12 protein-coding genes are annotated in these 19,824 nt (G+C 61.7%); 5 read left to right on the forward strand and 7 right to left on the reverse strand.

Annotated features, from left to right (window positions below):
• Positions 1–49: 49 nt before the first annotated feature.
• Both sdaAA and metK read right to left on the reverse strand, forming a co-directional pair.
• Complete coding sequence (gene sdaAA, locus ACTQW0_RS02730) at positions 50–1,657, reverse strand: L-serine ammonia-lyase, iron-sulfur-dependent, subunit alpha (protein ID WP_441566799.1); 1,608 nt, start codon at positions 1,655–1,657, stop codon at positions 50–52.
• Between the two features lie 311 nt (positions 1,658–1,968).
• Positions 1,969–3,249, reverse strand: a complete 1,281-nt coding sequence (metK, locus tag ACTQW0_RS02735; protein ID WP_427728191.1) for a methionine adenosyltransferase — start codon at positions 3,247–3,249, stop codon at positions 1,969–1,971.
• Positions 3,250–3,575: 326 nt separating this feature from the next.
• Between metK and gltX the strand changes: the two genes are divergently transcribed.
• From gltX to ACTQW0_RS02760, 5 genes are all read left to right on the forward strand, one after another.
• The gene (gene gltX, locus ACTQW0_RS02740) at positions 3,576–5,051 is read left to right on the forward strand and encodes a glutamate--tRNA ligase (protein WP_441566801.1); all 1,476 of its coding nucleotides are present in this window, start codon (positions 3,576–3,578) and stop codon (positions 5,049–5,051) included.
• Between the two features lie 88 nt (positions 5,052–5,139).
• The gene (gene priA / locus ACTQW0_RS02745) at positions 5,140–7,593 is read left to right on the forward strand and encodes a replication restart helicase PriA (RefSeq protein ID WP_441566803.1); all 2,454 of its coding nucleotides are present in this window, start codon (positions 5,140–5,142) and stop codon (positions 7,591–7,593) included.
• Positions 7,594–7,611: 18 nt separating this feature from the next.
• Positions 7,612–8,148: a peptide deformylase gene (gene def / locus ACTQW0_RS02750; protein WP_427717375.1), complete on the forward strand. Its 537-nt coding sequence runs from the start codon at positions 7,612–7,614 to the stop codon at positions 8,146–8,148.
• 362 nt (positions 8,149–8,510) lie between these two features.
• Positions 8,511–9,431, forward strand: a complete 921-nt coding sequence (gene fmt / locus ACTQW0_RS02755) for a methionyl-tRNA formyltransferase (protein ID WP_441566805.1) — start codon at positions 8,511–8,513, stop codon at positions 9,429–9,431.
• Positions 9,428–10,828 carry an RsmB/NOP family class I SAM-dependent RNA methyltransferase gene (locus ACTQW0_RS02760; protein WP_441566807.1) on the forward strand — a complete coding sequence of 467 codons (1,401 nt, stop codon included), beginning with the start codon at positions 9,428–9,430 and terminating at the stop codon, positions 10,826–10,828. Before fmt ends, ACTQW0_RS02760 begins: the two co-directional genes overlap by 4 nt.
• A 390-nt stretch (positions 10,829–11,218) precedes the next feature.
• Here the strand turns inward: ACTQW0_RS02760 and ACTQW0_RS02765 are convergent, their stop codons facing one another.
• From ACTQW0_RS02765 to ACTQW0_RS02785, 5 genes are all read right to left on the reverse strand, one after another.
• Complete coding sequence (locus ACTQW0_RS02765; protein ID WP_154518065.1) at positions 11,219–11,455, reverse strand: FmdB family zinc ribbon protein; 237 nt, start codon at positions 11,453–11,455, stop codon at positions 11,219–11,221.
• Positions 11,456–11,543: 88 nt separating this feature from the next.
• Complete coding sequence (locus ACTQW0_RS02770; RefSeq protein WP_441566809.1) at positions 11,544–14,840, reverse strand: 4-alpha-glucanotransferase; 3,297 nt, start codon at positions 14,838–14,840, stop codon at positions 11,544–11,546.
• Positions 14,841–15,059: 219 nt separating this feature from the next.
• On the reverse strand, positions 15,060–17,450 hold the full coding sequence (glgA, locus tag ACTQW0_RS02775) for a glycogen synthase GlgA (RefSeq protein ID WP_441566811.1): 2,391 nt from the start codon (positions 17,448–17,450) through the stop codon (positions 15,060–15,062).
• A 90-nt stretch (positions 17,451–17,540) separates the two neighbouring features.
• On the reverse strand, positions 17,541–18,668 hold the full coding sequence (glgD, locus tag ACTQW0_RS02780) for a glucose-1-phosphate adenylyltransferase subunit GlgD (RefSeq protein ID WP_441566813.1): 1,128 nt from the start codon (positions 18,666–18,668) through the stop codon (positions 17,541–17,543).
• A gap of 4 nt (positions 18,669–18,672) precedes the next feature.
• A complete protein-coding gene (locus ACTQW0_RS02785) occupies positions 18,673–19,821 on the reverse strand; it encodes a glucose-1-phosphate adenylyltransferase (protein ID WP_441566815.1) in 1,149 nt (382 codons plus the stop codon).
• Between the last annotated feature and the right edge of the window lie 3 nt (positions 19,822–19,824).

Here is a 19,824-nt window from a genome sequence, read left to right on the forward strand (position 1 = left end):
ATTGGCAAGAGGTTGGACATTTGTCCCACCTCTTGTTTTGGACTGGTCTTTATCCGCACACACCGCATTTTGCACAGGCCGAAAGCGCGGCCGGAGCCTGCGCGATGCCGCCCTTTGCCGTCTCGCGCAGCGTGGCCGGCAGCGCGTGGCCCACCGAGAGCATGACGTGTGCCATCTGGTCAAACGGCACCAGGCTCTTAATGCCGGCAAGGGCGAGCTGCGCCGAGCTAAATGCGGCCGCCACGCCGATCGCGTTGCGGTTTTGGCATGGCACTTCGACAAGGCCGCCCACGGGATCGCATACAAGACCAAGCATATTGCTCAGTGCGATAGAGCTAGCGTCGAGTGCCTGCTCGGGCGTGCCGCCCAGCATCTGGACTAGCGCGGCAGCGGCCATGGCGGCGGCGCTGCCCACCTCAGCCTGACATCCGCCTTCGGCACCGGCGACGCAGGCGGATGTGGTGAGGTTGAGACCAATCGCGGCGGAGCAGTAGAGTGCGTCCATGACCTGTTCGTCATCGAGCTGTAGATGGTCGGCGAGCGCCAACACGCAGCCGGGCACGACGCCCGCAGAGCCGGCCGTGGGGGCGGCGACGATGACGCCCATGGTGGCAGAGCGCTCAAGCACGGCCATGGCGCGGGCTACGGCTTCGGTTTGGACGGCGCCCATCAGGTTTGTGCTCAGATCGTTGCGGCGTGTGGCGTCGACGAGTTTTGCCTCGCCGCCGATAAGCCCGCCGAGCGAGCGCTGCGGTGCGGCGATGGGCGCCGTTGTCTCCTCGCGCATGACCTCGAGTACGCGGCGCATGGCGGCGACGGCGTGCTGCTCGCCGGTCAGGCGGGCTTCGCGTACGGCCATGACGGCGCCAATGTTGAGGCCCAGTTCGGCGCAGGCGTCGAGGAGCTGTTCGCCATCGTCGAAGATTTCCTTGGCGGAAACGCCGGGGGAGAGCGATGAGGCCGAGCCGGGAAGCTCAATGAAGGTGGCGTAATCGACATGGTCGAGCATGCGTAGCATGGGAACGACGATGTCATCGGGGGTGCCGTCGGTCTCAAAGACGGAATAAGCTTGGCCGCCTACCTCGGTGCGGTAGGTGCGGCAGAAGGCAATGTTTACGTGTGCGTAGGCGAGCTGGTTCGTGAGCGCGGCGAGAACGCCGGGGACGTCCTGGTGCGCCACAAACAGGGTGGAATACATGCCCGAGATATCGACGCCGACGCCGTTGATGCGGCTGATGCGCATCTTGCCGCCGCCAAGGCTCTCGCCACGGACCTGCGCCGTGGCGCCCGTGTCATCGACCATGTCGATGTCGACGGTGTTGGGGTGGATGGAGGCGTCGTCGCCCTTAATGTCAAAGTGATAGCTGAGGCCCCGCTCGCGCGCGAGGTCAAAGGCCTGCTTGATGTTCTCGTCGTCGGTGTCGAGGCCCAAGATGCCCGCGACGAGTGCGCGGTCGGTGCCATGGCCGCGGTAGGTGTGGGCAAAGGAGTTCCACAGGCCAAAGGTGACCTTGGTGATGCGGCCTTCCAGCAGGCTGGCGGCAACCTGGGCGCAACGCAGGGCGCCGGCGGTGTGCGATGAGCTGGGGCCGACCATGATGGGGCCCAAGATCTCGAATGCCGAGGTCGTAGCTAGTGTTTGCGGCTTGCCTGCCATGGCTGCTCCTTTGCCTTGTCTCGTCGTCCCGAGGAGCGGGGCATAAGGTCGCCTGCTCGGACAGTCCTGCTCGCACGGAGAGCACATTAAGTGCTCTCCGGCTCGTGCGGAACTCGCGATCGACCTTATGCCCCGCCCCTCGGGACTAAGGATACATGGTTGGAGCTGCTAGATGGCAAAATTCATTAGCTAGGGATGTGTCTTACCTTGCGTATCGACACATCTTCACCACCGTGTAAATAAAAAGGTACCGGTTGTTCCGGTACCTCTTTTTGGTGCGTTTTTATTTGGCTGTGGCTTTTCTCGTTAGCTTACAGGCCGCAGGCTGCTTTGAGTTCGTCGATGCGGTCCGTTTTCTCCCAGGTAAAGTCGGCGTCTTCGCGGCCAAAGTGACCGTAGGCTGCCGTCTTTTCATAGATGGGGCGACGCAGGTCCAGGTCGCGGATGATTGCGCCCGGGCGCAGGTCAAAGGTCTTCTCCACGGCCTCGACGATCTTGTCCTCGGCAATATGCGCGGTGCCAAAGGTGTCGACCATGATCGACAGCGGCTTGGAAACGCCGATGGCGTAGGCCAGCTCGACCTCGCAGCGATCGGCCAGACCGGCGGCGACTACGTTCTTGGCGACCCAGCGAGCGGCGTACGCGGCAGAGCGGTCGACCTTGGTGCAGTCTTTGCCGCTAAAGGCGCCGCCGCCGTGACGGCCGTAGCCGCCGTAGGTGTCGACGATGATCTTGCGGCCGGTCAGGCCCGTGTCGCCCATGGGGCCGCCCACGACAAAGCGGCCGGTGGGGTTCACATAGATATCGGCGCCATCCCACGGCATGTTCTCGGCATCCATGACGGGTGCGATGACATGCTCGATGAGGTCGGCCTTGATCTTGCCCATGTCCTCAACTTCGGCAGCGTGCTGCGTGGAGATGACGATGGTTGTGACCTCCACGGGCTTTCCGTCCTCGTAGCGCACGGTGACCTGGGTCTTGCCGTCGGGGCGCAGATAGGGCAGGGTGCCGTCGTGGCGCACGGCGGACAGGCGTTCCGCCAGGCGGCTTGCCAGGTAGTGCGGCATGGGCATGAGGGTCTTGGTCTCGTTGGAGGCGTAGCCAAACATCATGCCCTGGTCGCCGGCACCGATCAGGTCGATCGGGTCGGTGGTGGCGCCGGTCTGGGTCTCAAATGACTCGTCGACGCCCTGGGCGATATCGGGGGACTGCTCGTGGATGAGGCTCATGACGCCGCAGGTATCGCAGTCAAAGCCAAACTTGGCGCGGTTGTAGCCGATGCGGCGGATGACGCCACGGGCGATTTCCTGCACGTCGACGTATGCCTGGGTGCGAATCTCTCCGGCGACGATGACGGTGCCGGTGGTCACGAGGGTCTCGCAGGCGCAGCGGACGTTTTCCACATTGGCGGGCACGCCGTTGGGCGCAATATAGCCCTGCTCCTGCAGCTCTATTTCTTTGGCGAGGATTGCGTCGAGGACGGCATCGCTGATCTGGTCGGCGATCTTATCGGGATGGCCTTCGGTCACCGACTCCGACGTAAACACAAAAGACCCCTGCTGGGGCGGGATGGAACGAAGCTCTTCTGACATGATTGTCCTTTCGAATAACGTGTCCCAGCGACCGTTACCATTCCGCTGGGCTCTCTATGCAGGGGCACATCATAGCGCGTAAATCCAACATTCACACCCTTTCCGCACCTACTCATTGGGTAGCTAATTTGGGACGGGGCTTTTTTAGCTACCCCGGCTGATTGTTTGCTGGTTTAGCCGATAGCCTGCCGGGGCAGCTAAAAAAGCCCCGTCCCAAATTAGCTACCCGGCTTCGATGACTGGGTCGGTGCCCTTTGTGCGGAGGTGGGCGTTGTTGCTTTATACTGGTGCGGTTAGACATCCATCCTGCAATCGAGGAGATTTCCATGGCATCAGACGTTCGCGTCCGCTTTGCACCCTCACCGACGGGCAAGCTGCACATCGGCGGCGCCCGCACCGCTATCTATAACTGGGCTTTTGCCCGCGCAAACGGCGGCACGTTCATCCTGCGCATCGACGACACCGATCCCACCCGCTCTACCGACGAGAACACGCAGATCATTCTGCGCGCTATGCGTTGGCTGGGCCTGGACTGGGACGAGGGTCCCGAGGTTGGCGGCGACTATGGCCCCTATGCCCAGACCGAGCGCCTGGACCTGTACAAGCAGGCCGCCCAGAAGCTTTGGGACGAGGGCAAGGCCTATCCCTGCTTTTGCACCAAGGAGCAGCTCGAGGCCGACCGTAAGGCCGCCCAGGAGCGTAAAGACCCCTTCCAGGGCTATCAGCGCCGCTGTCGCGATCTCGATCCCGAGGAGGCACGCCGCCGCATCGAGGCCGGCGAGCCCTACGTCCTTCGCATCAAGGTGCCCGAGGACCGCGGCGATGTCGTCATCCACGACGCCGTCCACGGCGAGGTGACCTTCGACGCCAAGGAGCTCGACGACTTCGTCATCTTCCGCTCGGATGGCACGCCCACGTATAACTTCGCGACTGTCGTCGACGACGCCATGATGAAGATCACCCATGTCATCCGCGGCGACGACCATCTGTCCAACACCCCGCGCCAGGTCATGGTTTACGAGGCCCTCGGCGCGCCCGTTCCCACGTTTGCCCACATCTCCATGATCTTGGGTGCCGACGGCAAGAAGCTCTCTAAACGCCACGGCGCCACCTCGGTGGAGGAGTACCGCGACGCCGGCTACCTGTCCGACGCGTTCGTTAACTACCTGGCGCTGCTCGGCTGGTCGCTCGACGGCGAGACCACGATCATCCCGCGCGATGTCCTGGCCAGTAAGTTCTCGCTCGACCGCATCTCCAAGAACCCGGCGACCTTCGACCCCAAAAAGCTCGACTGGGTCAATGCCGAGTACATCAACAACATGTCCGACGCCCAGTTTGCCGACGAGATCATGGTCCCTGAGCTGCACGAGGCCGGCATGATCGAGGGTAACATCGAGTACGGCGAGGACTGGATCGATGCGCTTGCCGCCATCGTCAAGCCGCGCACCAAGATGCCGGCCGACGCCGTGACCGTCGCCGCCCCCATCTTTGCCACGGCCGAGACGCTCGAGTATGACGAGAAGTCTGTCAACAAGGGTTTGGCTAAGGAAGGCATGGGCGCCATTCTGGATGCCGCCAAGGCCGCGCTCGAGGGCGTGGGTGAGTGGACGGCTGCCAACATCGACGCCGCGCTTGAGCCGCTGCCCGAGCAGATGGACCTCAAGAAGCGCGTGGTGTTCCAAGCTGTGCGCGTCGCCGTCTGCGGTAACATGGTGAGCCCCCCGCTGGGCGAGACCATGGCGCTCGTCGGCCGCGACGACTGCTTGGCGCGCATCGACCGCGCCCGCACGATGGCGCTGTAGCAGCTGCGTAAACGCATGTATCCGAGCCCCGTTCACCCGAGCGGGGCTCTTGTTTCTAAAGACGTATGGGATAGGAGGTGCTGGGGCCATGGCCGAGCAACTGTCGCTGTTTGGTTCGCCGGAACCGGATGAAGCTCCGAAGTCCGCGGCCCCTGCCGCCGCCCCGGCGCAGCCCGAGCCCGCACCCGAACCCGTCTCCGCCTACGCGAGCGTGGTCCTCGACATCCCGACCCGTGCGCTCTCCGAGCCATTCGACTACGGCATCCCGCAGTCCCTTGCCAACGATGCCCAGATCGGGTCCACGGTCCTGGTCCACTTTGGCAACCGTGCGGCCGCGGGCTATATCGTCGATATCGCGCCCGAGCTGGGCAACCTGCAAGGCAACGACGCCCTCGACCCCTTGCGCATCAAGCCCATCGAGGCCATCCTCAGCAAGCCGCTCTTTACCGCCGAGGCTGCACGCATTGCGCGCTGGATGAGCCACGAGTACGTCGCGACGCTTTCCGAGTGCCTGCGTCTGTTCTTGCCTCCGGGCGGCAGTCCGCGTGTCGTGAAGGGCGATGACGGCGTGTGGACCGTTGAGCGTCCCGCCGTAAAACCCATCCAAAATCGTTGGGTCATACTCACGCCCGAGGGATTCGACTACACGCCGCCCAAGACAGCGGTCCGTCAGCGTCAGCTCATCGACGCGCTCCAATGCGGCCCGGTCACGACGCGCGACCTCAACCTGCTCTACAACAGCATGTCGGCGACCATTAAAGCGCTCGAAAAACGCGGCGTCGTGGTGGTGGAGGAGCGCCGCGCCTGGCGTGGGTGTAGCGAGCAGACCACGTTGTCCTCGGCAAGCGGCAAGGCGCCGGTCTCTCTCACCAACGGCCAGCAGCAGGCGCTCGCGCAGATTGAACGCGCCCGCCTTGATGCCCATGGCGACGTGGTCCTTGTCGATGGCGTCACCGGTTCCGGTAAAACCGAGGTTTACCTTTCGGCCATTGAGCGCGTGCTGGCGGCCGGCCGTTCGGCCTGCGTGCTCGTGCCCGAGATCTCGCTGACGGCCCAGACCGTCGGCCGCTTCCGCTCGCGCTTTGGCGAGACGGTCGCGGTCTTCCACTCGCGTCTTTCGGCCGGCGAGCGTCTGGACCAGTGGGATATGGTTGCCAGCGGTGCCGCGCGCGTGGTCGTGGGCGCCCGCTCGGCGCTCTTTTGCCCGCTCAGCGATCTTGGCCTCATCATCATCGACGAGGAGCACGAGACCAGCTACAAGCAGGGCTCCAGCCCGCGCTACCATGCGCGCGAGGTGGCTGCCGAGATGGCGCGCCGCTATCGGTGCCCGCTCGTGTTGGGCTCCGCCACGCCCTCGGCCGAGGCTCTCGACCGCTGTCGCCGCGGTATGTACAACGGTGCCACCTGGACGCGTGTCGAGATGCCCGAGCGCCCGGGACACGCCGTGCTGCCCACGGTCCGCATTGCCGACCTACGCCGCGAGTTCGCGCACGGCAGCCGCTCCATGTTCTCTAAACCGCTGATGGAAGGCCTGGAACGCGTGGTCGAGCGCCGCGAGAAGGCCGTACTGCTGCACAACCGCCGCGGTTTTGCGCCGTTTTTGATGTGCCGTGAGTGCGGCTGCGTCCCCACCTGCAACCACTGTTCTACCGCGCTCACGTACCACGAGCGCACGCACACGCTGCAGTGCCACACCTGCGGATCGTCCTGGCGCGTGCAGCCCTATCCGGCGCCCACGAGTCGTTGTCCCAAGTGCGGCAGCCGCTACCTGGCAAAAATGGGCCTGGGCACGCAGCAGATCGAGGACGCCCTACGCCAGATGCTGCCCGAGGATGTCGCCATCATTCGTATGGACGCCGATTCCACACGCGGCAAGGATGCGCACAAAAAACTACTCGAGCAGTTCGATGCCGCCGATTGCGCGGTGCTGCTGGGTACCCAGATGATTGCCAAGGGCCTCGATTTTCCCGAGGTCACGCTCGTGGGCGTGGTCAATGCCGACTTTGCGTTAAAGCTGCCCGATTTTAGGGCAGGGGAGCGCGCCTACGATTTGCTGGAACAGGTCGCCGGTCGCGCCGGCCGCGGCGATCGCCCCGGCGAGGTTATCATCCAGACGTATCTGCCCGAGGACCCGGTCATTCGCGCCGTTGCCGAGCACGACCGCTCGATCTTTACCGACTACGACCTGGACCAGCGCCGAGACGCGCTGTACCCGCCTTTCGTGCGTCTTGTCAACATTTTGGTGTGGTCGGCGAATCGTGATAATGCGCAGGACTACATTGGGCGCATCGCAAAGCTTCTCAAGCGCCGCTGGCATGCCACTGCTCCTGACTTTTTGCGAGCGGGGAGCGCCGTGCCGCAGGTGTTGGGCCCCGCTTCGTGTGTAATCGAGAGAGCCAAAGACCGTTACCGCTTCCATCTGCTTGTAAAGTCGCCGGTAGGGTACCATGTCTCTGATGATATCGACGCCTGCCTCAAAGAGGTGGGCTCCGTGCGCGGCGTGAGCGTGAGCGTTGACGTCGACGCCTATGATTTGATGTAACAACCCGAAAGGATGGCCATGGAAGCCAACGGAATCGTATTGTCGCCCGACCCTCGTTTGCGCCAGGAGTGCGCCGTCATCGAGGAGATCACCCCGGCGATCGAGGCGCTTGCCGAGAAGATGAAGAAGATGATGTTCGACAACGGCGGTTGCGGCCTGGCTGCCCCGCAGATCGGCGAGCTCATCCAGCTCGTCACCATCGACTGCGACTACACCGACAAGAACGACTATGATCCCTACGTGCTCATCAACCCTGTCATTGTTGAGCAGAGTGACCATCTGGTGCCGTTTAACGAGGGCTGCCTGTCCATTCCCGGCATTAGCTGCGAGATCGAGCGTCCCGACCATGTCGTTGTCGAGGCATACGATCTGGACGCCAATCTGATTCGCTATGAGGCCTCAGGTGACCTGTTCTGCGTGTGCCTGCAGCACGAGATCGATCACTTGCACGGCAACACCATGTTCGAGCGACTCAAGCCGATGCAGCGCATCAAGGCCGTCAAGGAGTACCAGGACGCCCTGGCCCGCGGCGCTCGACCGGGCGAGACGGAGTAGGTCCCACCGTCCCCTTCCGCCGCAGGGCTTAGGTTTTGCTCCATGCTCAAACAGTCCTGCTCGCACGAAGAGCACATTAAGTGCTCTTCGGCTCGTGCGGAACTGCGCGTGGAGCAATAACCTAAGCCCTGCGGCGGAAGGGGACTGCGTTTTCGTGCTCCTTTTCGCTCGGGTGCCGTCGGGCCAGGGAGGGGCATCTTCGCTGATAATTGCTTTGTCGGAAGAGCTGCTTTTATTGCGGCTCTTTCTTTGGTTTTGGGTATATTTGTTCATGTTGAATTGTTATTGCGGATGGGCTTGCGACTTGGCTTTCCGCTGTTATTTGTAGCCGTCTCGGTTTTGTTTAAGGGGAGACGTTCTTTATGCGTATTGTGTTTATGGGTACGCCCGATTTTGCTGTGCCGTCGCTGACTTCGCTTGTTGAGGCTGGGAATGAGATTACGCTGGTAATTACGCGTCCCGATGCTGTTCGCGGGCGTGGTAAAAAGCTGGAGCCGTCTCCTGTTAAGGCCAAGGCGCTTGAGCTTGGTCTGCCCGTTGTTGAGGCAAATCGTATGACGCCGGATGTTATTGATCGCCTTAAGGTTGCTGATGCCGATATTTTCTGTGTGGCTGCCTATGGCTGCATTTTGCCCGATGAGGTGCTGCATATGGCGCCGCTTGGTATTGTGAATGTTCATGCTTCGCTGCTGCCCCGTTGGCGTGGCGCTGCTCCCATTCAGCGTGCCATTCTTGCTGGTGACGAGGTTGCTGGCGTTTCCATTATGCGCATTGGGCATGGCGTGGATACGGGCGCTTATTGCGCCCAGGCGTCGACCTTGGTTGCCGGTAAACATGCCGAGGCACTGACCATGGAGCTTGGTGAGCTGGGCGGTAAGTTGCTTGCCGATACGCTTCCCTCGCTTGCCGACGGCTCGGCTGTTTGGACTGAGCAGGATGAGTCACTCGTCACGCATGCTGCCAAGATTTCCAAGCAGGAGATGCGTCTGGATCCGCAGATGGGGGCGCTTGATTGCGTGCGTCATGTGCTTGCCTCTTCCGACACCGCTCCCGCTCGCTGCGTGATTGCCGGCAAGACCGTGCGCGTCCTCGATGCCGCGCCGGCAGATGTATCGCTTGGCGAGGGGCTCGTCGCCGTTCGGGCCAAGCGCGTCTACCTGGGCCTGTCCGATGGCGCGGTCGAACTGCTCGAGGTTAAGCCCGATGGTAAGCGTGCTATGGCTGCTTCTGCCTGGGCTGCCGGCCTGCAGGGTGTGGATCTTTCGTGGGGTGTTTTGTCATGAGTAAGCTTTCCCCCGCGCGCAAGCTCGCGCTTGATGTTTTGATGGAGGCCGATCGCCGCGGCATGTACGCGCGTGACGTGCTCTCGTCCCGCGCCTCGGCCAAGGCCATTGACCAGCGCGATTCTGCTTTAGCCGCTCGTTTGGCACTGGGCGTTGCAGCCACCCAGGGCATTTTGGATGAGCTGCTCGACCAGTTTCTCGATAAGCCCAAAAAGGTCGCGCCTCGTGTGCGCATGGCACTTCGTATCTCGGCCTTCGAGATGCTCTACCTGCATACCCCGGGTCGCGTTGCGGTGAGTCAGGGCGTTGAGCTCGTGCGCAGCGGTGCTAAGTCTGCCGCCGGCCTGGCGAACGCCGTGCTGCATAAGGTTGCGGACAACGTCGAGGACTTTGCCACTGCGGCGGATGCCGATGAGTCCGAGCGTCGTTTGGTTCGCCTATCTCGCCTGATGGGCATGCCGCGCTGGCTGTGCGCTCGCATTATGGCGTCGTTCGATACACCCGAGGGCGCGCTCGGCTTTGCCGGCAATCTGGCGCCCGCGCCGCTGGCTTTGCACGAGAATGCCTTTGCAACAAAACCCGATCCGTACATTTCGCAGCTTGTGGCACCCGTGTTCCCGGGTTGCCATGCGCCGGTCGACGCGCAGGCCACGGTTGCGTCGGGTGTGTTTGAGCGCGCAGCTGCCGTGGCCTCGGACCTTAACGCCCAGCTCATCGCTACTGCGGCGACCCGTCCCGGGCGTTGTCTAGAGATTGGCGCCGGTCGTGGCACCAAGACCTATGTGATGATGTGCCAGGCCAAACGTGCCGGTTACGACCGTCAGCACACCGCACTCGATTTGCACGACCGCAAGTGCGACCAGAATCTCGCGCGTCTGCATAAGGCGGGTATTACGGGTGTTCGTACGGTGTCGGGCGATGCCTGCGAGCTCAATGAGGTGCTCGCGTCCTTTGACGCGATGCTTGGCGAGCCTGTCCTGTTCGACACGGTGTTTATCGATGCTCCGTGCTCGGGCACCGGCACCATGCGCCGTCATCCCGAGATTCCCTGGCGTCTGACCGAGAACGACGTTACGACTGAGTTGCCCCGCCTGCAGCTGTCGATGCTCAAGGAAGCAGCCGCGCGCGTGGCTGCCGGCGGTGAGCTTATCTATGCCACCTGCTCGGTCTTCGATGAGGAGAACACGCAGGTCGTTGATGCCTTCCTAGCCTCTCCCGAGGGCGCCGGCTTTACCGTGGCGCCGCTCTCCGAAGCCCAGATTCTGCAGCTCCCCGAGTACGATCATGCCAAGAGCCTCGTCACCCTGCGCCAAAACGCTCGAGGCCTCTTCCAAAGTGTGCCCGTTAATGCGGACTCCTACGACGGCCACTTCTGCGCCAGACTGGTCCGCAAGTAAAACGGATTCCAAGGGTAGCTAATTTGGGACGGGGCTTTTTTAGCTGCCCTGGCCGCCAGTCGGCCAAACATTTGCGTTATCAGCTGGGGCAGCTAAAAAAGCCCCGTCCCAAATTAGCTACCCTACGTTTCAAGATGACCTGCCCGCCACGAAATGGGCCTATCTACTACATTAAACCCATTACCCTCAACCATGCCAAATTTAGCGAAATCAAAACCGCAGGTAGACGGCTCGTCGATTTTGTAAAAACGCAGGTGTGCTCGGACCATACGGGTCAAACGTAGTAGATAGGCCGTTTTCGTGGCGCAACCCCAGACCAGTCGCCGGGGCGTGGGACATTCCTGAAAAATTCGACCCCGCGATCGGGCTTGAACGCGGGGTCGCTTGTCGCTAGTGGTTATGTGGGCAGTCGGCGCAGCAACCGCTTGTGGCGCTGGTGCTGGACCCGCCACTGCGCTGGTCGGTGTTGTAGAAACCGCTGCCGTCGAACTTAATGCCGCTGGCCGAGAACGTCTTGGATGCCGGGGCGCCGCAGCTGGGGCATACAACCTCGGGAGTCTCGGACATGGGGTGCTCAACCTCAAAAACGTTGCCGCAGCTCGTGCACTTATATTCGTAGCGCGCCATAATACTTCCTTTTCAGCACAAAGCGGGCAGATCGCTCTGCCCGCAAAAATTCAAACAGCTGTAACTGTACCCCATATCGGGGGTTTTATCACGCTTCGCCCCAGAATCTATGGGTGCTGCGCAGGAGCTTCGCAGTTTTCTCTTCGGCCTCCGCAACGTCTGCCTCTTGTGCCTGCCACGTCCAGTTGCCTGTGGCTACACCCGGCACGTTCATACGTGCGTCGTCGCCCAGCCCCAGCACATCCTGCAGCGGCATCATCACCAGGGGGGCATCGCTTGCGAGCGCGTCGCCCATCAGCTTGGCCGCCACCTCAGCACCGCTCGGCTCGTCGCCGCCTGCAAAGGAGCGCGTGCACCAGCCAGCGAGCGTCGAAGTGTCGTGCGTCGAGGTGTACAGGATTTTGCCCGGCGTGGGATGAATTCCGCAGCGAACGTCGTAGTCACTAAACTCCAGTACGTCCATGCCGGGAAAACCGCAGGTCGAAGCCATAGCGCGAACGCCAGGCGTCAGATAGCCCAGATCCTCGGCAATAAAATTGAGCGGACCCAGCTCGTCGTAGGCGGTCTGGAACAGGTCCTTGCCTGGACCCGCAAGCCAGCGGCCGTCGGTACAGGCTTTGCCAGCGGGAATACTAAAGTAGTTGTGGAAGCCCAGGAAGTGGTCCAGGCGCACGCGGTCGTAGAGCGCGAACGCTCGGCGCAGGCGATCGAGCCACCAGCGATAGCCGCTCTCCTTCATGTGATCCCAGCGGAAGGTGGGGTTTCCCCACACCTGACCTTCGGGCGCAAAGTTGTCGGGTGGCGCACCGGATATCTCGATTGCCTTGCCGGTATCGGACAGCCAGAAGTTCTCGGGCTCGCTCCACGCATCTGCCGAATCGTCCGATACATACATCGGGATATCGCCGATGACCTCGATGCCCTTCTTGTGCGCATAGTTCATGAGCTCGCACCAAGCCAGGTCAAAGCGGTACTGCATGTACGCCTGAAGCTCGGCCTCGTCGTGGAAGCGCTTGTCGTCGATCAGATGCTCGTTGTAGCGCGCGACATCTGCCGGCCAATCGTGGCGCGACTCGCCCTCAAAGTATTTCTTAACGGCCATGTAGACGCAGTACTTCTCGAGCCAATCGGCATTGCGATGTTTAAACGCGGTGTACAGCGGGTCGGCATCTTCGCCACCGTGGGCCTTCCAAGAAGCGAAGTCGGCGGCCAGCTCCTCGTGACTCTCGGGCAGCAGGTCGATGTTACCCGCAAAAGCCGAGGGTCCGGCATAGGGGGAGCGGAAGAAATCCGTCGGGTTGACGGGCAGGACCTGCCAGTAGCGCATGCCCATGGCGGCCAGGTGGTCGATAAAGCGACGCGTGGGTGCGCCGATCGTACCCGGCTTGCCATCGTCAGTCGGCACCGAGGTGATGTGGCATACGACGCCCGCGCCATGATCGAGCGGCTCTTGCAGGCGCCTCTCGGCATGGTGATAGATGATCGAAGAGCCCAGCGGGTACAGGTCGAGCGTAACCGTGCCGCTGTGGATATCGCACTCGTGGCCGCTGATCACGTCACTCGCGCATTCACCGAGCGCCGGAATCGTCACGCGGTGCGAATTGCGCAGGCTGCGATTGACGATAACAGTCGCAGCTTCGCCGTCTTTGCCCGTGCGGGTGTAGGCTAGGACGTCGTCGTTAAGCGCGAAGGCCTTGATCTCGCCGTCAACCATAAAAGGCAACGCGCGGCGCAGGGCGGATGCGTTCTTCACGATGGCCAACGTATCGAAATCGTGGAGCTGGTCCATTGTCGGCAGGGTACGGCGGTTGCCCGGATCGGTGAGGCCCTCCAGGCCGTACTCATCGCCATAATAGATCGAGGGCACGCCGGGGAAGGTCATCTGCATGAGCGTCGCCAACCAAAAGCGCCTCTTGGCCAGGTCCATGGAGTTCTCGTCCAAGCGCCATTTGCTACGCTCGCTCTCGGGTAGCTGCGACTCGTCGGGACCACCGCCGAGCACCGAGATAATGCGCGGACGGTCGTGGCTCGAAAGCAGATTGAGCGCGCAGGCCAGTGCCTCGCGCGGGTAGTTCTCGCGCAGTGTCTCGATATCCTCGGCAGCCTGATAGGCGGTCTTGTAGCCCATCAAAAAGCCGATGACCATGTCGCGGAAGGGGTAGTCCATGGCGGAATCGAGTTCGGAGCCCTGCAGATAACGTCGCAGATGGCCATAGCTGATCTTGTTGGAGGCGTCCTCCCAGACTTCGCCGAGCAGCAGCGCATCGGGCTTCTCTTCGAGCACGGCGGCCTTGATATCGGCCAGGAAGTCATCGGAAAGCTCGTCGGCCACATCGAGTCGCCAGCCGTGGGCACCGGCGCGCAGCCATTTGCGAATGACGCCGTCCTTGCCCAGAAGCTTTTTACGCACGAGCTCGGAATTCTCGTTGAGGGCGGGCATGTTGCTCACGCCCCACCAGCAGTCATACGTGCCGTCCTCGTGGAAGGTAAACGCATCGCGCCACGGGGAGTCCTCGCTCTGCCACGCGCCGACGCCGGGATAGTTGCCGTAGCGGTTAAAGTAGATCGAGTCGTCGCCCGTATGGTTGAAGACGCCGTCCAGGATGATGGAAATGCCGAGCTTCTCGGCCGCCTTGCACAGCTCCGTAAAGTCCTGCTCGGTTCCCAGAATCGGGTCGATCTTGGTGTAATCGGCTGTGTCGTAGCGGTGGTTGCTCGCGGCCTCAAAGATCGGGTTGAGGTAGATGGCCGTAAAGCCCAGCTCGGCGATGCGGGGCAGGTCATTTTGAATACCCTTGAGAGAGCCGCCGTAAAAATCCCAGGTCTTGATGGATCCGTCCTCGGCACGCTCGTACACGGGCGGCTCGTTCCAGTCCTCGACCATGCGACGCTGGATTCCGTTACGCGGTTTTTCGACCTCGGCCAGCGTGCGTTCGCGCCAGTTTTCGTCGCGGGCGTAGCGGTCGGGGAAGATCTGGTAGACCATGCCGTGCTCGTACCAGGTGGGACGGTTCTCGCGGTGCTTGTAGACGGTAATCTGGAAGGACGGAACCTCGGCGTAGTTGTATACAACGCCCTCGCCGCCGGTGCGACCCTGCGGCGCACCCAAGCGGACCTCGGACTGGCCTTCGATATTGCATATAAAGCTGTACCATACGAGACAGGGCTCGGCGCAGTTGAGCTCACCGGTAAAGATGCCATCGCCCTTGTGCTCCATGGGGATCAAGGTCTCTCCGATGCCGTCGATCCAGGTGCGCAGGGTGAGCGTTGCCTGGCTGGGGTCGGCATCCTCCAAAATCACCGAAAGCGAAACGGAAGTTCCAGTGGTCACAGCGCCAAAAGGAGTGCGAAACTGCGTCAGGCGGCTGTTGTGTATCAATCTCATAGTACGGTCCAGTTCTATACAATCATGGCCAGCGGGTCATGGGCTTAACGCACAGAGCATAAGTATATCCGTTGCACTTTAGTTGTATAAACTACAGTCGCTCACTATCGGCGAACGGTTGTCCTAGAAAATCGTTTTACCAACTATCTACAGAGAAGGGGCGCCCGGTTGGAGCGCCCCTTGTTTAGGGTTTTTATTAGGTTTTAGATCGTCTGTGGACTAGCGGCGCTTGCGGGTGGCCGTTGCCTTGCGGACGGAGGTCTTCTTGGTCGGAGCCTTTTCCTCGGCTGGAGCGGCGGGGGAGACCGGGGCCTTCTTGGCGGGTTCGGTCTTTGCCGTAGCCTTCGGAGCGGTCTTGACCTCGGCGGACTTCGGTTCCGGTTCGGCCTTTACTGCGGGTTTGTCCTTGGCTTTAGCCTCTGCCTTGGGAGCGGCTGTCTTGGTCGTAGCCTTTTTGGCCGTTGTCGTGGCGCGCTTGCGTGTGGTGGTCTTGGCGGCCGACTTTGCCTCGACCGTTGCCTTGGCCTTGGGCTCGGAGGGCGCCTCCTCGACCTTGAAGGCGGGCTTTGCAGCAGCCTTCGGGGCCGTCTTCGCGGCGGCCTTCGTCGTAGCAGCCTTGGTCGCCGGCGACTTCGTAGCCGTGGCCTTCTTGGCGGTCGCGGTCGTTTTCTTGGCAGCGGTCTTTGCCGGAGCCTTTGCCGCGGTCTTAGCCTCGGCAGTGGTAGCCTCAGCGGTGGCCTCGGCCTTTACCTCGGGAGCGGCCTCGGCTTCGACGGCCTTCTTGGCAGCGGCGGTTGTACGCTTGCGCGTGGTGGTTGCCTTGGCAGTAGTGGTTTTGCTCGTAGCGGCCTTCGCGGTCGTGGCCTTCTTAGCCGTCGTCTTGCGGGTCGTCGTCTTCTTGGCGGCAGGCTTAGCCGTGGGCTTTACCTCGCCGTCGACAGCCGGCTTCTCCTCGGCCTTGGGCTCCTCGGCAGCAGCGGGCTCCTTAACGGGTGCCGCAGGCTCGGCCTCGGCAGCAGCGGGCTCCTTAACGGGTGCCGCAGGCTCGGCCTCAGCGGCAACCGGCTCCTCCACAGCCGCAGCAGCCTCCACAGCCACCGGCTCCTCCACAGCCGCAGCAGCCTCCACTGCCACCGGCCTCTCAATCTCTGGGTGCATAAAGAAGTACAGGTCCAGATACTTATCGGCCGAACGTGTCCAGCTAAAGTCCTGGCTCATGGCCTGCGTGACCAGCTGATCCCAGGCCTCGCGGTTATCCCAGAACAGGCGAGCCGCGCGGAACACCGCGTCGCCCATCTCGTCGCCGTTAAAGTGACTAAATGAGAAGCCCGTGCCCTCGCCGGTAAACTCGTTGTACGGTTGCACGGTGTCCTTCAGGCCACCGGTCTCGCGCACAATGGGCAGGGTGCCGTAGCGCATGGCGATGATCTGCGACAGGCCACAGGGCTCAAACTTCGAAGGCATCAGGAACATATCGGCGGCGGCGTACATGCGCTGCGAAAGTGCCGGGTCAAACTCGATACGCGCCGCCATGGTTCCGGGGTATTTGCCCTGGAAGTAGCGCAGGCCGTCCTCGTAGTCGCGGTCGCCGGTACCCAGCACGGCCACCTGAACGCCACCGGAAAGGATGCGGTCGAGCGCGTACATGACCAGGTCCATGCCCTTCTGTCGCGTCAGGCGCGTGACCATCACCATAAGCGGGCGGTCGTCGCGAATCTCGAGCCCCAACTCCTCCTGCAGTTTGGCCTTGCATACGGCCTTCCCCGCACGGTCATCAACCGTGTAGTTGGCGGCAATGCGCTTGTCGGTCGCCGGATCAAAACCCACAACATCAATGCCGTTGAGGATACCCTGCAGAGCGTACGAACGCTCGCGCAGCACGCCGTCCAGGCCCTCGCCAAACTCGGGCGTCTGGATCTCGCTCGCATAGGTGGGGCTCACCGTGGTGATGGCATCGGCATAGTGCAGCGCGCCCAGCATATAGTTAATGCTGCAGGCGTCACAGCGCAACTGCGTGGCGGCTGCCGGAATATGCGCCATACCCAGTATGTCTTCCATCACGGTGTCGCTAAACTGGCCCTGGAACGCCACATTGTGGATCGAGAACACGGTCTTGACGCGGTCGTACAGCGGCAGGCCTTGGTAGAACTCTCGCAAGAACACGGGCGCCAGCGCCGTCTGCCAGTCGTTGCAGTGCAGGATGTCGCACTCAAAGCCTTCGGGCAGGTGCTGCAGGCTCTCGGTGATGGCCTTGGAGAAAAACGCGAAGCGCTCGCCGTCGTCAAAGAAGCCGTAGGGATAGTCGCGCGCAAAGTAGTGCTCGTTGTCCACGAACATATAGGTGACGCCGTCGTGCTCGAGCTTCTCCAACCCGCAGTACTCGTTGCGCCAGCTCAGGCTCACGTAAAAGTCGGCAAAGTGCTCCATCTGCGCCTTGTACTCGTCCTTGATGGTGGCGTACTTGGGCACCATCACAATGACTTCGGCGCCAGCGCGCACGAGTGCCGCAGGCAGCGAGCCCGCCACGTCACCCAAGCCGCCGGTCTTAACAAACGGCGCGCACTCTGCCGAGGCAAACACGATCTGCATCTTTTTGCTGGTTTGTGCCATTATGTCTCCCATGTTGCAATTCGAGAATAGTCGCCTGGCGCAAACCGGGCGACTATTCTACAAGTTACGTGCGATTATGTGGTGCCAACGTTAACGAGCGATGGTGGTATCGGAAGTTAACGGAGCCTTGCCCAGCACCAGGATGTTCTCGGGCGTACCGCGAAGCTCGGTGTTGGTGGGAACCACGTTGTTCTTGTCCAGGATGGCGTTCTCAACACGGGCGCCGCTCTTGATGATGCAGCTCTGGTTGATGATCGAGTTGGTCACCGAGGCGCCTTCCTCGATCACAACGCCGCGCGACAGGATCGAGTTGCGCACGGTGCCCTTGATGATGCAGCCGGCCGAGATGATCGAGTTGCAGGCGTGGCTGCCGGTCGCGTAACGCGAAGGCGGCACGTCGTGGGCCTTGGTCAGGATCGGGCGCTCGGGGTCAAAGAGCCGATCGGCCACGGTCTGGTCGAGCAGGTCCATGCTGCGACGATACAGCGACTTCTCGCTAAACACGCCCACAACCTCGCCCTTGTACTTGTAGCTGCACACGTCGATGTTGCCAAAGTCGCCCTGGAGTGCCTCGAGCAGGTCCAGATAGTCGGCGGCCTGGTAGTGGTCGATGATCTGGAGCAGCGTCTCGCGGTTGACGATGCAGCAGTCCATAGAGGCGTTGTCGCCGTACGCGACGCCGGAGCTCACGCCCGTCAGGCGGCCGTTCTCGTTGATATCGAGCTTGGTCTCGTCTTCGACGTTGTGCGTGGCCTTGCAGTACACCACGGTCATCTGGGCACCGGATTTCTCGTGCGCCTCGATGATGGTGTTGAGGTCCATGTTAAAGATGACGTTGGTACCCATCATCACAACATAGGGCTTGTCCGAGCGCTGGAACAGCGTCTTGTTGGAGATGATGTCGCGGAGCAAGAAGCGCATGCCGCCCTTGGTGGTGCCATACGCGTTGCCGGGCACCATGAACAGGCCGCCGTTCTTGCGGTCCAGGCCCCAGTCCTTGCCCGAGCCCACGTGGTCGATCAGCGAGCGGTAGTTGCCCGGCATGACAACGCCGACGGTCTTAATGCCGGCATTCATCATGTTGGACAGCGGAAAGTCGATCAGGCGGTAGCGGCCCAAAAACGGAACGGACGCGATGGGGCGATCCTTGAGCAGCACGCTGCCGTAGGTCGAAGAGTAGTTAGCGGTGATATAGCCGATGGCCTTGCGATTGATCATCGGATCATTCCCCCTTCCCGACAACGACGTCATTTCCAACGACGGCCGTATCCTTGGTGGTATCGACAGAGCCGAGCTTCACGCCCTCTTCGACCGTGGAGTTCTCGCCCAAAATAGCGCGGCAAATGTGCGCGCCGCTCTTAACGTGCGCACCCGGCAGCAGCACGGAGTCTTCGACCACGGCGCGCTCCTCGATGACGACATCGGTCGAAAGGATCGAGTGGCGAGCGGTGCCGTAGATCTTGCAGCCATTGGAGACCAGGCAGTCGTCCAGGCGACCGTCCGGGCCAATGTAGTGCGGCGGACGCGTGGTGATGTTGGACATGATGGGGAAGCTCTTGTCAAACAGATCGAACTCGGGGTTGTTGCCCAGCAGGTCCATCGAGGTCTCGTGGAAGCTGGCGATGGTGCCGACATCCTTCCAAAAGCCGTGGAACTCGTAGCTGTACAGGCGCTTGTCCTCGCCGAGCAGCTTGGGGATGATGTCCTTGCCAAAGTCGTGGCTCGAGCGCTGGTCCAGAGCGTCCTCCTCGAGCGCCTTGACCAGCACGTCGGCCGAGAAGATGTAGATGCCCATAGACGCGAGGTTCGAATCGGGCTTCTCGGGCTTCTCCGTAAACTTGGTGATGCGGCCGTCCTCGGGGTCGGTGGTCAGGATGCCAAAGCGGCTGGCCTCCTCCCACGGCACGGGCATAACGCTCACCGTGAGGTCGGCGTTGTTCTCAATGTGCGTCTTGAGCATCTTGCGGTAGTCCATGCGATACAGATGATCGCCCGAAAGAATCAGGACGTACTTGGGGTCGTTGGACTTGATGTAGTCGAGGTTCTGCGTGATGGCGTCGGCCGTGCCCGCATACCATGCGCCACCGGTTTGCGTCTCGTACGGCGGCAGGATCGACACGCCACCGTCGCGGCTGTCCAGATCCCACGCCTCGCCAGAGCCCACGTAGGCATGCAGCAGATAGGGACGATACTGCGTCAGAACGCCCACCGTGTCGATGCCCGAATTGGAGCAGTTGGACAGCGAAAAGTCGATAATGCGGAACTTGCCACCAAAGCTAACCGCCGGCTTAGCGATCTTTTGGGTGAGTGCCCCTAATCGGCTTCCCTGTCCTCCTGCGAGGAGCATCGCGATGCATTCTTTCTTACTCATCGA

Origin of the sequence: Collinsella sp. LCP19S3_B7, assembly GCF_052121795.1 — a bacterium.
Classification (GTDB): domain Bacteria; phylum Actinomycetota; class Coriobacteriia; order Coriobacteriales; family Coriobacteriaceae; genus Collinsella.

Bases quoted from the DNA above. Each gene is read 5' to 3' on its own strand.
- sdaAA (WP_441566799.1), bottom strand. From the start codon at position 1,657: ATGGCAGGCAAGCCGCAAACACTAGCTACGACCTCGGCATTCGAGATC.
- metK (WP_427728191.1), bottom strand. From the start codon at position 3,249: ATGTCAGAAGAGCTTCGTTCCATCCCGCCCCAGCAGGGGTCTTTTGTG.
- gltX (WP_441566801.1), top strand. From the start codon at position 3,576: ATGGCATCAGACGTTCGCGTCCGCTTTGCACCCTCACCGACGGGCAAG.
- priA (WP_441566803.1), top strand. From the start codon at position 5,140: ATGGCCGAGCAACTGTCGCTGTTTGGTTCGCCGGAACCGGATGAAGCT.
- def (WP_427717375.1), top strand. From the start codon at position 7,612: ATGGAAGCCAACGGAATCGTATTGTCGCCCGACCCTCGTTTGCGCCAG.
- fmt (WP_441566805.1), top strand. From the start codon at position 8,511: ATGCGTATTGTGTTTATGGGTACGCCCGATTTTGCTGTGCCGTCGCTG.
- ACTQW0_RS02760 (WP_441566807.1), top strand. From the start codon at position 9,428: ATGAGTAAGCTTTCCCCCGCGCGCAAGCTCGCGCTTGATGTTTTGATG.
- ACTQW0_RS02765 (WP_154518065.1), bottom strand. From the start codon at position 11,455: ATGGCGCGCTACGAATATAAGTGCACGAGCTGCGGCAACGTTTTTGAG.
- ACTQW0_RS02770 (WP_441566809.1), bottom strand. From the start codon at position 14,840: ATGAGATTGATACACAACAGCCGCCTGACGCAGTTTCGCACTCCTTTT.
- glgA (WP_441566811.1), bottom strand. From the start codon at position 17,450: ATGGCACAAACCAGCAAAAAGATGCAGATCGTGTTTGCCTCGGCAGAG.
- glgD (WP_441566813.1), bottom strand. From the start codon at position 18,668: ATGATCAATCGCAAGGCCATCGGCTATATCACCGCTAACTACTCTTCG.
- ACTQW0_RS02785 (WP_441566815.1), bottom strand. From the start codon at position 19,821: ATGAGTAAGAAAGAATGCATCGCGATGCTCCTCGCAGGAGGACAGGGA.